The following is a 13336-nucleotide window of genomic DNA, read 5'->3' on the forward strand; positions in this document are numbered from 1 at the left end:
CCGGGCCAGCCTGGGCCGACGCCCCATCTTCAAAAGGAGCGAGACCTTGGTCATGCGCAGTTTCACGCCGGCCACTTCCTTGCGCCCGGTGTCCGGCGGCGGCCGCGAAGCCTTGTACGGCTGCGCCGCCACCCGCCAGATCGAACAACAGGCCGCGGCCAGCCTCCCCCACCACACCCTGATGTCGCGCGCCGGCCTGGCGGTCGCACGGCTCGCCCGCGCCCTGGCGCCGCATGCCCGCTGCATCTGGGTCGCCTGCGGCCCGGGCAACAATGGCGGTGACGGTCTGGTCGCAGCCACCCACCTGCATCAATGGGCGCAGGAACGGGGAGCTGCACCTGAAGTGATCGTGACGCACGCGCTGCAGGACGAGGCCCGGATGCCGGCCGATGCACGCCAGGCGCTGCACGCAGCGCGCGCCGCAGGCGTGCCTTTCAGCCCCCAGCCGCCGGCACACTTCGACCTCGCCATCGATGCCCTGCTTGGCATTGGCGCGCAAAGGGCTTTCGAGGGGACGCTCGCCCAGTGGCTGGGCATGCTGCGCGCCAGTGCCCAGCCTGTGCTCTGCGTTGATCTCCCCAGCGGGCTGGACGCCGACACCGGCGTGTTGGCGACCCTGACAGCGGGCGCAACCGGACTGCCCGGCCCGCGCCACACCTTGTCCCTGCTCACCCTCAAGCCAGGCCTGTTCACCGGCGCCGGACGCGACGCCTGCGGTGGTGTCTGGTTCGACGACCTCGGCGCCGAACCTGCGCCCGAGGTGCCGGTGAGTGCCTGGCTGGCCGGCCGGCCCCCCTCGACGGGGGCGCGGCCTCACGCCAGCCACAAGGGCAGCTTCGGCGACGTGCTGGTGCTGGGCGGCCAGGGCATCGCGGCGCAGGGGGCGGGCATGACCGGGGCGGCCGTGCTCGCGGCCCGGGCAGCCCTGCACGCCGGCGCCGGGCGCGTGTTCGTCGGCCTGCTCGAAGGGGACGCGGCCCATCCGACGCATTGGGACCCGGTCTGCCCGGAGCTCATGTTCCGCCGACCGAAGCGGTTGCTGGAGCCCGGTGCCCTGGAGGGGGCCAGCGTCGTGTGCGGCTGTGGCGGCGGCACATCGGTGGCCGCCCTGCTCCCTCGCGTACTTTCGGCCGCACCGACCCTGGTGCTCGACGCCGACGCGCTCAACGCCATCGCCGCCGACAGCGCGCTGCAGACCCAGCTCGGCCACCGCCACAGCCACGGCTGGACGACGGTCCTGACCCCTCACCCGCTGGAAGCCGCGCGCCTGCTGGGCAGCAGCACCCAGGCGGTCATGCTCGATCGCCTGCGGGCCGCGCAGGCGCTGGCCGATCGCTTTGGAGCGTTCTGCGTGCTCAAAGGCTCGGGCTCGGTCCTGGCCACGCCGGGCGAAGCACCGCTGATCAACGCCAGCGGCAACGCCGCTTTAGCCACTGCCGGCACGGGCGACGTGCTCGCCGGCATGATCGGCAGCGCGATCGCGCCCGCGGGCCTTTCAGGGGATCGGCTGCAGGACCGGATCGCCGCAGCGGTGCACCAGCATGGCTGGCTGGCCGATCATTGGGAAGACGACATCGCCCGAGGCCTCACGGCCAGTCGCCTGGCCGCGCGGGTTCGCCCACCGACTTGAAAAGGCCAATCAGCCCAGCAGCATCAGGCCGACCTGCAGCAGGATGATCACCACCAGCACCGACAGGTCCACCCCGCCGATCAGGGGCACCACCCGGCGCACCGGCCGAAGAATGGGCGCGCACAGGCGATCGAGCGTGCCCAGCACCGGCGATTGCGGCTGCACCCACGACAGGATGGCGTAGCCGATCAACAGGATCATCAGGCCCTGCAACAGGGTGCGCACCAGAAGCCTCACGGCCATGGTGACGACGATCGTCACCACGGCGGCGGGCGAGCCGGGCGCAGCGGAAACGCTCGCCGCCAGCAACCACCACAGGACACCGAAGGCCAGTGCGAGCACCAAGGCCGCGAAAAGACTGCCCCAATCGATGCGGCTCTGCGCGAGCGAGCGTGGCAACGCCCGGCGCAACGGTGCCACCAGCCAGTCCGTCACAGCGATCGCGAAACGCCCCGGCTGCCCCGACATGTTGATGCGCAAGTGGTTCATCCAGGCACGCAGCAGCGCCGCCGCCACCAGAAAAAAGAAAAAGGTTTCAAGCAGGAAGAAAAGAATGCGCATGGCGTGGGAACGGCGGAGGACGAAGGAACAGAGTTTAGGCTCAGGCGCCCAGGCGCAACGGCGCCCGTGGCGTGCGCGGATCGGGCTCATACCCAGCGGCCAGCCGCTCCAGCGCCGCAGCCCGCGAGGCTTCCAGGAAATCCAGCATGATCGGCGAGCTGTCGGCCAGCGCGTCGCGCCCATGGTGGAACTCCGGGTGCCATTGCACCCCCCGCGCATAGGTGCCACCGGTCCAGCGGATGGCCTCCACCATGCCGTCCAGCGTGGACACCGCCTCCACCACCACGCCCTTGCCCAGCTCCGCCACAGCCTGGTGGTGGATGCTGGTCACCCGCAACTGCGAGGCGTTCGGGTACAGCCTGGTCAACGCCGTGCCCTGAAGAAAGGTCACGTCGTGCTCCAGTTGGTCGTACAGGTCGGTGTCCACGTGGGCATGGGCGGCCGGGCACTGGGTGGCGATGTCCTGGTACAGCGTTCCGCCGAACGCCACATTGAGCAACTGGGCGCCGCGACACACACCCAGCACCGGTTTCTTCTGGGCGAGAAAGGTCCGCAGCAAGGCCAGTTCATAACGGTCGCGCACCACGTCGCCCTGCCAACGCGGGTCCATCGGCACCTGTCCGTAGGTCTGGGGCGCCACATCGGCCCCGCCTTGCAACACCAGGGCGTCCAGCTCCTGCACCACCTGCTCCACCTTGAGGTGGCGTGCCGCGTGTTTGCTGTCGTGCGCCACGGCCGGCACCATGAAAGCGACCGCCCCGTGCTCCATGATCCAGTGGGCGAGCGACTGTTCGATGTATTGCAGGATCTTGTTGCGAAACCCCAGCTCCTGCGGCGCCTGATGCAGCAGGCGCGCCGAGACGCCGATGCGCAAGGCCCGGTCGATGGGCACCGCCGCGGGCTCGCGCCGGCGCGCCACAGTGGCCCTGGGCGGCTTGTCCGCAGGGCTCTTGGTCAGGGCAGCGGCGCGGGGCATGGAGAGGCCTTGTGCCAGCGGCTCAGCGCCGGTTCTTTCGCGAAGGACTCGCCGTGCCACGGGCGCCGCCGCCCCGCGCGCCCTTGTCCTTTTTGCCGGCCGCCTTGCGCACCGCCGCCTTGACCTCCATGGGCGGCACCTGCGCATGGCGGCCCTGCGGGGCACCCTCGCTGCGGCTGCGGCGCGCCTTGCCCGCCCGTGCCGGCGGCGCCTGGTTGTCAGACGCCGGCGACATGCCCGTCTTGTCGCGCATCGCGCGCAACACGAGGTCGTCGTTGTCACTGACCAGCCGGAAGTCGATGCGCCGGCCATCCAGATCGACCCGGCTCACCTGCACCTTCACCCGCGTGCCCAGCGCATAGCGGATGCCGGTGCGCTCGCCGCGCAATTCCTGGCGCGCCTCGTCGAACCGGAAGTACTCGCCGCCGAGCTCGGTGATGTGCACGAGGCCCTCGACATACATCGCGTCGAGCGTGACAAACAGGCCGAAGCTCGTGACCGCGGTCACCACGCCGCTGAACTCCTCGCCCAGGTGCTCCCGCATGTACTTGCACTTGAGCCAGGCCTCCACATCGCGGCTGGCCTCGTCGGCGCGGCGCTCGTTGGCGCTGCAGTGCAGACCCGCGGCCTGCCAGGCCAGCGTATCGGCCGAGGGCTTCTTCACGGGCTCGCCTGCCACCGGCGGCCGCACGCGGCTGGCCAGGCGCTTGCTGAGCTTGGCATGCGCCTCGCCCGGCGTGGGCAGGTTCGGCAACTCGTAGCGCTTGCGCGCCAGGATGGCCTTGATCACGCGGTGCACCAACAGGTCCGGGTAACGACGGATCGGGCTCGTGAAGTGGGTGTAGGCCTCGAACGCCAGACCGAAATGGCCGCTGTTGACGGGCGTGTAGATCGCCTGCTGCATGGAGCGCAGCAGCATGGTGTGGATCTGCTGCGCCTCGGGGCGGTCCTTCGTGGCGTTGGCGATCGCCTGGAAATCGCCCGGCTTGGGGTTGTCGCCGATCGTCTGCGACACGCCCATGGCTTTGAGGTAATTGCGCAGGATCTCCTGCTTCTCCGGCGTCGGGCCCTCATGCACCCGGAACAGGCCGGTGTGCTTGCCCTGCTGGATGAAATCGGCCGAGCACACGTTGGCCGCGAGCATGGCCTCCTCGATCAGTTTGTGCGCATCGTTGCGGGTGCGCGGCACGATCTTTTCGATGCGGCCCGACTCGTCGCACACGATCTGCGTCTCGGTGGTTTCGAAGTCCACCGCACCGCGTTCGCCGCGCGCGGCGAGCAAGGCCCGGTACACGTCGTGCAGGTTCAGCAGATAAGGCACGAGCGCCTTGCGCTGCGCCGCCTCGGGCCCGCGCGTATTCTGCAGGATGGCCGCCACCTCGGTGTAGGTGAAGCGTGCGTGGCTGAACATCACCGCCGGGTAGAACTGGTAGGCATGCACCTCGCCCTTGGCGTTGACCAGCATGTCGCACACCATGCACAGGCGCTCGACGCCGGGATTCAGCGAGCACAGGCCGTTGGAGAGCTTCTCCGGCAGCATGGGGATCACGCGGCGGGGGAAGTAGACCGAGGTGGCACGGTCGTAGGCATCGACGTCGATCGGCGAGCCGGTCTCCACGTAGTGGCTCACGTCCGCGATCGCGACCAACAGGCGCCAACCCTTGCCCTTGCCGACCTTGGCCGGCTCGCAATACACCGCGTCGTCGAAGTCGCGCGCGTCTTCGCCGTCGATCGTCACCAGCGGCACATCGCGCAGATCGACGCGGTGCTTGTGGTCGGCGGCGCGCACGTGGTCCGGCAGCGCGCGCGCCTGCGCCAGCGCGGCGTCGGAGAACTCATGCGGCACACCGTACTTGCGCACCGCGATCTCGATCTCCATGCCAGGGTCGTCGATCTCACCGAGCACTTCCTTCACGCGCCCCACGGGCTGGCCATACAGCGCAGGCGGCTCGGTCAGTTGAACCACCACGACCTGACCGGGCTTGGCCGATCCGGTCGCGCCCTTGGGAATCAACACGTCCTGACCGTAGCGCTTGTCCTCGGGCGCCACGAGCCAGACGCCGCTCTCCTGCAACAGTCGCCCGATGATCGGGGAATCGGAGCGCTCGACGATTTCGGTCACACGGCCTTCGGGTCGGCCCTTGCGGTCCAGCCGCACGATCCGGGCCTTGACCCGGTCCTTGTGCAACACAGCGCGCATCTCATTGGATGGCAAGTAGATGTCCGCCTGGCCATCGTCACGAATCACGAACCCGTGTCCGTCGCGATGACCGGAAACCACACCCTCATATTCGGCCAACAGGCTATTTTTTTCGTTCACTTTTTTGCTTCGCTTTTTTCTCTGCTATACTTCTGGTTTTCCTGAAAGCCCAGGTGGCGGAATTGGTAGACGCACTAGTTTCAGGTACTAGCGAGTAACATCGTGGAGGTTCGAGTCCTCTCCTGGGCACCAATCATAAAGGCCTTGCAAACGTGATGTTTGCAAGGCCTTTTCTTTTGTCGTCGGAAGATGCAAAACCTGCAAGCAGGCTTTGCACTCAAGGCTGAGTTGCTTCACATTCTGAAGCGTTCGACGAGGCCGGCGAGCATTCGGTCCGGCCATCGTGTTCACCGTCAAACCGGAACCGCCAACAGGTCGTGACCCTGGGCCGCGACCACACGGGCCTTGGTGAATTCACCGACCTTCATGGTCTTGCTGATCTTCTCCGGCGGCAACAGGCGCACGACGCCATCGATCTCCGGCGCATCGGCGTAACTGCGTCCGATGCCACCCTTCTTGCCCAGGCCAGGTGCGGAATCCACCAGCACCTGCATCGTCGCGCCCACCCGCTGCTGCAGCTTCTCGGCCGACACGGCTTCGGCCACGGCCATGAAGCGCGCACGGCGCTCCTCGCGCACCGCATCGGGCACGGCATCGGGCAGCTCGTTGGCCGTGGCGCCGGGCACCGGCGAATAGGCGAAGCAGCCCGCACGATCGATGCGCGCCTCGCGCACGAAATCCAGCAGGTGATCGAACTCCGCGTCGGTCTCGCCCGGGAAGCCTGCGATGAACGTGCTGCGCACCACGATCTGCGGACACAGCTCGCGCCAGCGAGCGATGCGCTCCAGATTCCGCTCGCCGCTGGCCGGCCGCTTCATGCGGCGCAACACGTCCGGATGGCTGTGCTGCAACGGCACATCGAGGTAAGGCAGGCACAGGCCATCGGCCATGAGCGGAATGATCTCGTCCACATGCGGATACGGGTACACGTAGTGCAGCCGCACCCAGGCACCATAGCCCTGGGCCAGCTCACCGAGCGAACGCACGAGGTCGAACATGCGCGTCTTCACCGGCTTGCCGTCCCAGAACCCGGTGCGGTACTTCACATCCACGCCATAGGCCGAGGTGTCCTGGCTGACCACCAGCAATTCCTTCACACCCGATTCGAACAGCTTGCGGGCCTCGGTCAGCACATCGCCAATCGGTCGGCTCACCAGATCGCCGCGCATGGACGGGATGATGCAGAAGGTGCAGCGGTGGTTGCAGCCCTCGCTGATCTTCAGGTAGGCATAGTGGCGCGGCGTGAGCTTGATGCCCTGCGGCGGCACCAGGTCCACGAAGGGGTCGTGCGGCTTGGGCAGGTGCTCGTGCACGGCGGTCATCACCTCGTGCGTGGCATGCGGCCCGGTCACAGCCAGCACGCTGGGGTGCATCTGCCGCACCAGGTTGCCCCCGCCCTCGCCTTCGCGCGCGCCCAGGCACCCGGTCACGATCACCTTGCCGTTCTCGGCCAGGGCCTCGCCAATGGTGTCCAGACTTTCACGGACGGCGTCGTCGATGAAGCCGCAGGTGTTGACGATCACCAGATCGGCACCAGCAAAAGTCTTGGAGGTTTGGTAACCCTCCGCACTGAGTTGCGTGAGGATGAGCTCGGAATCGGTCAGCGCCTTGGGACAGCCCAGGCTGACGAAACCGACTTTGGGTGCCGCGTGGGACGGCGATGAAAGCGTTTCAGACATGGCCCGATTGTCTCAGACCTGCCCCCAGAGCGGCGTTTCGAGGCTTAACGCTTGAGCCCCAGGGCCGCCAGCATCTGCTCGCTGTTCTTCTGCATCTGCTCCTGCATCTGGGTGAAAGCCGTGCGCGACTGCTCCAGATAGGTGCCCATCATGCCCTGCATCATGGGCGACTGCACGTTCATGAACTGCTTCCAGGCCTCCGGATTGACGCCCGTGGACTGTTCGGTCATCTTGTGCTGCAGGTCCATGAAGATCTGGACGTTCTTTTCCAGGTAAGCGCCCATGAAGTCCTGCATGGCATGGCCGTAGAACCGGATGATGTTGGCCAGCACCTGCTCCGTGAAGATCGGCACCCCGGCCGTCTCTTCCTCCAGGATGATCTGCAGCAGGATGCTGCGGGTGAGATCGTCGTTGGTCTTGGCATCCCGGACCACGAAGGGCTCGTTGTCCATGACCAGCGACTTCACTTCGGCCAGCGTGATGTACGACGAGGTGTCGGTGTCGTAGAGACGCCGGTTCGGGTACTTCTTGATCACGCGCACGGCGGGCGCACGCTCGCTGCCGCTACCGGCCTTGGATTTTTGCACTGCAGGACTTTCAGGATGGGACCGGCGAACAACGCCCGTCGTCTTCGGGGAAGGATACGGCACATTCTAGAAACCCGCCCCAGCGCCGCAAGCATGGGTTTTCCCTGTGCGAGGGAGCCCTGCGAGACAGCCGAGGGATCGCACAGGCGAAAAAAAAGCAGACAACAAGGTCTGCTTTCTGTTTCCAGAGCCTGGCTGCCCTGAAGAAAAGTTTGGTAGGCGCGATTGGACTCGAACCAACGACCCCCACCATGTCAAGGTGGTGCTCTAACCAGCTGAGCTACGCGCCTACAAACGATCCGAAGCCTCGCAGTATATCAGTGTTTTGAGGCACTTTCGTGCAGACCCCGCCGATCATTTGCGGCGCACCACCCGCACGCCCGGCACATCCCCCACCACCGACATGGCCCGCGACACCTGCCGGGCGTCGGAGACCTCGATGGTGAACGTCATCCAGGCCACGTCCCTGACCGACTGCGTCTGCACCCCGATCACGTTCATCTTCTCGCGCGCGAAGACGTCTGAAATGTCGCGCAGCAAGCCCTGGCGGTCCTGCGCCTCGATGGCCACGTCCACGGGGTACACCGCCGCGCGGCCGTCGCGGTCGGGTGCGCCCTGCCCGCTCCACTGCACCTCGATCACGCGGTCCGGGTTCTTGCGCTGGAGGTGGGCGAAATCGCTGCAATCGGCGCGGTGGATGCTCACCCCCTTGCCGCGCGTCACGAAGCCGCCGATCTCGTCCGGCGGCGCCGGCTTGCAGCACTTGGCCAGCTGCGTCATGAGCGAATCCACGCCCACCACCAGCACCCCGCCGCTGGGCTGGCTGGACGACTTGCGCGGCTTCTTGAGCCACACCGGGATTTCGGACGGCGCCTCGGGTTCGGGCGGGCGCAGGTGGGTCTCGATGGCCCGCAGCGACAGCTCGTCCTTGCCCACCTGCTCGAAAAGCTCCTGCGCGGAGGCCAGCCCCATGGACACGGCGAGATCGTCGAACTTCAGCGCCGTCTTGCCCTCGCGCTGCAGCAGTTTTTCCACCGCCTCGCGCCCGCGCGCCACGGTCTCCTCCATGGCCTGCGCGTTGAACCACGCGCGCACCTTGCTCTTGGCGCGGTGGCTGACCAGGTAGCCCAGCTCGGCGTTGAGCCAGTCGCGCGACGGGCCGCCCTCTTTCGCGGCGGTGATCTCCACCGTCTGGCCGTTCTGCAAAGGCGTGTTGAGCGTGACCATGGCCCCGTCGACGCGCGCGCCACGGCAGCGGTGTCCGAGATCGGTGTGCACGCTGTACGCGAAGTCCACCGCCGTCGCGCCCTGCGGCAGTTCGACGATGGCGGCATCGGGCGTGAGCACGTAGATGCGGTCGTCGAACAGGCCTTGCGCGGTGCCGCTCAGATCGCGCTCCCAGGCCAGCAGCTGGCGCAGCACCGCGATCTTGGCGTCGTACTCGGAACTGGCCGAAACACCCGCATACCCCTTGGCGCCCGCTTCCTTGTAGGCCCAGTGCGCCGCCACGCCGTGCTCGGCGTGGTCGTGCATGGCCTGGGTGCGGATCTGGATCTCGAAGGCCCTGCCCTGCTCGTCGCGCACCACGGTGTGCAGCGACTGGTAGCCGTTGGGTTTGGGCTTGGCGATGTAGTCGTCGAACTCGTCGGCCACCGGCAGGTAGTGGGCGTGCACATGGGCGAGTGCGGTGTAGCAGTCGTCCCGGTCCGGCACGATCACGCGCAGCGCCCGGATGTCGAACACCTGGTCGAAATCCAGCGACTTGCCGCGCATCTTCTTGACGATGCTGTAAATGTGTTTGGGTCGCCCCTGCACGGAAGCGGCCACGCCCTGGCGCAGCAGCTCGCTCTCGAGCTGCTGGCGCACCTGCTCCACATGGGCTTCGCGCTCGGTCCGCTTCTCATCGAGCAGCCGCGCCACCTGCTTGTAGGTCTGCGGCTCCAGGAAACGGAAGGCCAGGTCCTCCATCTCCCATTTGATCTGCCAGATGCCCAGGCGGTTGGCCAGCGGCGCGAAGACATGCAGCGATTCGCTGGCCAGCGCATCCCCCGGCTCGCCCTTGCTCGCAGCGAAGTAGCGCAGGGTCTGAAGGCGGGACGCCAGGCGCAGCATCACCACGCGCAGGTCGCGCGAGAAGGCCAGCAGCATCTTGCGCACGTTCTCGGTCTGGCTCGCCGCCAGCTCCGACACCGGCGTCTTGCCCGGCGTGGTCACCGGCAGCGCCTGCTCCTGAGCGGCCAGGCGCTCCTCCTCCTTCTTGGCCAGCACCTCGGCCGACTTGATCCGGGCCTGACGCTGCAGCTGCACCAGCTTGGTGGTTTCCAGGGCCAGCGCGGCGAAGTTGTCGCCGAAGGCCTTGGCGATCACTTCTTGCGGGCGGTTGAGGTGCTGGCAGGCGTACACCAGGTAGGCCGCCGCCTGCATCGCCTCGGAGCCGCCGATGTCGTGCAGCACACCGGCCACGGCGTCGGCGTGGGCCAGGGTGTTCTCGCCCGTGTCGAGCTGCTCGCTGCCGAGCAGGGGCTCGGCGAAGGCGCGGGCACGGGCCAGGGCATTCGCCTGCTTGGGCAGGCTGTCGGAAGTGGCCGCCACGATCGCGGACGGCACCACCGGTGCGCGCTCGGCAAGGACGGCGGCGTTCGCGCTATCGGACGGGGTCAGGGACATCACACGTTTCATGAATCGCTCAACAACCAACCGCTCAATCGGACCAGAGGAAGTCCCGAACAGCGGCCACCTGATCATCGGACACCAGCGTCGGCGCGTGGCCGACGCCGTCAAAAACCACACAGCGCGCCCTGGGACCTCGCTGCCCCATCTCGATCGCGGTCGCCTCGGAGAGGAGGTCCGACTGCCCACCGCGCAGCAGCAGGGTCGGTGCGGTGATGGCGTCGTAGAGCTGCCAGAGCATGGCCTCGCCATCCCGGGCGACCTGCCGGGCCTGGGCTTCGTCGGCCATGCCGGTCAGGGCCTTGACCGGCATGGCGATGGCCGGGTCGTAGTGCAGCCACCAGCGCCCATCGCGTTCCCGCAGCAAAGGCAGGGACAGGGCCCGCCATTGCGCCGGCGTGTGCGGGCCGAAGCCGGTGGAGATCGACGCCAGGTAATCCATGGCAGCCTGCTCGCTGTCGAAAGAAGGGTTCTGCCCCAGGTAGGTGCTGATGCGCTGCAGCGCCTCCCACTGGATGGAGGGGCCGACGTCGTTGAGCACCAGCCGGCGCGGCGCCAGCGCGGGCTGGGCCGCGACCGCCATGCCGATCAGGCCGCCCATGCTGGTGCCGACCCAGTCGATGATGGCTTTCGGGTTCGCGGCCCGCAGGTGCATCAGCAGGGCCGCCAGGTCGGCCGCGTAGGTGGGCACCTGGTAGCCCATGGGATCGGCCAGCCAGTCGCTGTGGCCCCGTCCGGTCACATCCACCGCGATCACGCGGCAGCGCTCGCTCAGCGCGCGCGCCAGGGTGTCGAAGTCGCGCCCCTGGCGCGAGAGGCCGTGCACGCAGACCACCACGTGGTGGTCGTTGCCCGAGGTGCTGGCCCAGTCCCAATAGGCCATTCGGCGCGGTTCGCCGGTGCGGGCTGCGGGGCCTTGGACGGGAAGGTATCGGAGGTTCGGTTCTTGCATGGTGTGACAGTGCGAAACGGGCGCTTGGGGCGTCCGTGATAATGCCTTGAGTGCTTTTCAACCCATCGTACTGGAACTGGAGTTCACCTCATGCTTGCCAACAAGACCGCCCTCGTCACCGGCTCCACCAGCGGCATCGGCCTGGGCATCGCCAAGGCCCTGGCGCGCCAGGGTGCCAACATCGTGCTCAACGGATTCGGCGATGCCGAAGGCCCCAAGGCTGAGATCGAGGCACTGGGCGCCAAAGTGGCCTATCACGCTGCCGACATGAGCAAACCGGCCGAGATCGAGGCCATGATGGCCTTCGCGGCCAGCACCTTCGGCCAGGTGGACATCCTGGTGAACAACGCCGGCATCCAGCACGTCGCGCGCGTGGAAGATTTCCCGGTCGATCGCTGGGACGCGGTCATCGCCATCAACCTCAGCAGCGCGTTCCACGCCAGCCGGCTGGCCCTGCCCGCGATGCGCAAGGCCAACTGGGGCCGCATCATCAACGTGGCGTCGGTGCATGGCCTGGTGGGCTCCGCCGAGAAATCGGCCTACGTGGCCGCCAAGCACGGCATCGTGGGACTGACCAAGGTCACGGCGCTGGAAAACGCCACCACCGGCGTCACCTGCAACGCCATCTGCCCGGGCTGGGTGCTCACCCCCCTGGTGCAGAAGCAGGTGGACGCCAAGGCCGCGGCCCAGGGCATTTCCAACGCGGAAGCCACGAAGCAACTGCTGGGCGAAAAGGAGCCGTCCATGCAGTTCACCACCCCCGAAGAGCTGGGTGAGCTGGCGGTGTTCTTCTGCTCCCCGGCCGGCAACAACGTGCGCGGCGTGGCCTGGAACATGGACGGCGGCTGGGCGGCGCAGTAAAGACCCCGCCCCAAAGAAAAAAAGGCCCGCGATGCGGGCCTTTGTCATGGCGGCGAATCACCGCAGCTGGATCGAGCCCGACACGGTGACGTTGACCGTGGACTTGCCCGCTTCCACCGGCACGGCGGCGTCCGACATCGCGGCCTTGGCCTCCATCGCCATCGCACGCGGCTGGAACGGGCGCACCTCCTGGTCCGCCGAACTCACCGACACCTCGCGCAAGGTGTAGCCGGCGAAACCGAAGCCCTTGCTGACCTCGTCGGCACGGGCCTTGAAGCGTTCGATGGCCAGCGCCTGGACGTCGGATTCGAGCTTGCGGCGCGCATCGCGCGAGAGCGAGAAACTGGTGCCCGACATGGTCAGGGTCTGGATCTTGCCGGCGGTGGCGCTGATGAGCGCGAAGTCACGCCCTTCGAGCACCAGCTCGGTGCTGCCCTGCCAGCCGTTGATCTTGCCGTTGCTGCCGTAGCGCGGGTACAGGCTGAACTGGCCGGTGCGCACCTCAAGCTGCTGCGGCTTGGCGTTCGCGCGGGCCACCGCCAGCGCGGCGTCGAGCGCCTGCTTGAGCTGGTTCTGCACCGTGACGGCATCGCTGCCCTCCCGCGTGGTGTTCAGGCTCATGCTCAGCCAGTCCTGGGGCACTTCCAGGAAACCGCTGGCGGCGATGTTCACCACATTGGCGGGCACGGGCACCGTGACCTGGGCCATCGCCGAAGCGCTGAAACCCAGCCCGAGGGCCAGAACGGAGGAGAGAAGAAGACGGGACGAGGAGCTTGAGAGGCGACGCGAGGAAGACAGGGTCATGGTTTGAATTTGAAGTCGTAGTGCGGCTGGTCGCGAAGCTGTTCGCGCAAGCGCTGGCGCTCTTCCACCGAAAGTCGGTAGGGTTTGCGGCTGTCGTTCATGTCATCGAAGGGCTGCCGCAGCGCATCGCGCAAGCGCATCGTGCTGCGTGGGTCGCTCTCGTCGGCCGAGATCGGCATGACGGCCACCGGCGTGTCCGAAGGCATCGGATGCGCACGCTGGTCGTCCGGCGCGGCGAACGCCGAGCCCATGGTGACAAGCAACAAACCACTCGACAGATACGATTTCATGGTGCA

Annotated in this window: 11 protein-coding genes and 2 tRNA genes; 3 read left to right on the forward strand and 10 right to left on the reverse strand. The window is 67.2% G+C overall.

From position 1 onward, the window contains the following. The first annotated feature begins 52 nt into the window (after positions 1–52). On the forward strand, positions 53–1630 hold the full coding sequence (locus AC07ZS_RS17745; RefSeq protein ID WP_494799876.1) for an NAD(P)H-hydrate dehydratase: 1578 nt from the start codon (positions 53–55) through the stop codon (positions 1628–1630). A gap of 9 nt (positions 1631–1639) precedes the next feature. On the opposite strand, the gene AC07ZS_RS17750 is transcribed toward AC07ZS_RS17745, so the two are convergent. Genes AC07ZS_RS17750 through rnr form a run of 3 tightly spaced genes read right to left on the reverse strand, consistent with a single transcriptional unit; the run spans position 1640 to position 5487 of the window. Beyond that, complete coding sequence (locus AC07ZS_RS17750; protein ID WP_494799848.1) at positions 1640–2191, reverse strand: YggT family protein; 552 nt, start codon at positions 2189–2191, stop codon at positions 1640–1642. 40 nt (positions 2192–2231) lie between these two features. After that, positions 2232–3167, reverse strand: a complete 936-nt coding sequence (locus AC07ZS_RS17755) for a gamma-glutamyl-gamma-aminobutyrate hydrolase family protein (protein WP_494799849.1) — start codon at positions 3165–3167, stop codon at positions 2232–2234. Positions 3168–3189: 22 nt separating this feature from the next. Further along, positions 3190–5487, reverse strand: a complete 2298-nt coding sequence (gene rnr / locus AC07ZS_RS17760; RefSeq protein WP_494799850.1) for a ribonuclease R — start codon at positions 5485–5487, stop codon at positions 3190–3192. 47 nt (positions 5488–5534) lie between these two features. On the opposite strand from rnr, the gene AC07ZS_RS17765 reads away from it, so the two are divergent. Beyond that, positions 5535–5619, forward strand: a tRNA-Leu gene (locus AC07ZS_RS17765). 161 nt (positions 5620–5780) lie between these two features. Here AC07ZS_RS17765 and rimO read toward each other — a convergent pair. The 5 genes from rimO to AC07ZS_RS17790 form a co-directional block, all read right to left on the reverse strand. Beyond that, positions 5781–7166 carry a 30S ribosomal protein S12 methylthiotransferase RimO gene (gene rimO, locus AC07ZS_RS17770; protein WP_494799851.1) on the reverse strand — a complete coding sequence of 462 codons (1386 nt, stop codon included), beginning with the start codon at positions 7164–7166 and terminating at the stop codon, positions 5781–5783. A 44-nt stretch (positions 7167–7210) separates the two neighbouring features. After that, positions 7211–7753, reverse strand: a complete 543-nt coding sequence (gene phaR, locus AC07ZS_RS17775) for a polyhydroxyalkanoate synthesis repressor PhaR (RefSeq protein WP_494799852.1) — start codon at positions 7751–7753, stop codon at positions 7211–7213. Positions 7754–7966: 213 nt separating this feature from the next. Then, positions 7967–8043 (reverse strand) — tRNA-Val (locus AC07ZS_RS17780). 64 nt (positions 8044–8107) lie between these two features. Next, complete coding sequence (locus AC07ZS_RS17785; RefSeq protein ID WP_494799853.1) at positions 8108–10420, reverse strand: RelA/SpoT family protein; 2313 nt, start codon at positions 10418–10420, stop codon at positions 8108–8110. Between the two features lie 34 nt (positions 10421–10454). After that, on the reverse strand, positions 10455–11375 hold the full coding sequence (locus tag AC07ZS_RS17790) for an alpha/beta fold hydrolase (protein ID WP_494799854.1): 921 nt from the start codon (positions 11373–11375) through the stop codon (positions 10455–10457). A gap of 90 nt (positions 11376–11465) precedes the next feature. Between AC07ZS_RS17790 and AC07ZS_RS17795 the strand changes: the two genes are divergently transcribed. Further along, positions 11466–12236, forward strand: a complete 771-nt coding sequence (locus AC07ZS_RS17795; RefSeq protein ID WP_494799855.1) for a 3-hydroxybutyrate dehydrogenase — start codon at positions 11466–11468, stop codon at positions 12234–12236. 57 nt (positions 12237–12293) lie between these two features. Here the strand turns inward: AC07ZS_RS17795 and AC07ZS_RS17800 are convergent, their stop codons facing one another. After that, positions 12294–13040, reverse strand: a complete 747-nt coding sequence (locus AC07ZS_RS17800) for an SIMPL domain-containing protein (RefSeq protein ID WP_494799856.1) — start codon at positions 13038–13040, stop codon at positions 12294–12296. Then, positions 13037–13330, reverse strand: coding sequence for a hypothetical protein (locus AC07ZS_RS17805; RefSeq protein WP_494799857.1), 294 nt, complete (start codon positions 13328–13330; stop codon positions 13037–13039). The genes AC07ZS_RS17800 and AC07ZS_RS17805 overlap by 4 nt, the downstream gene beginning before the upstream one ends. Between the last annotated feature and the right edge of the window lie 6 nt (positions 13331–13336).

This window comes from Hydrogenophaga sp. GW456-12-10-14-TSB4, assembly GCF_059424305.1.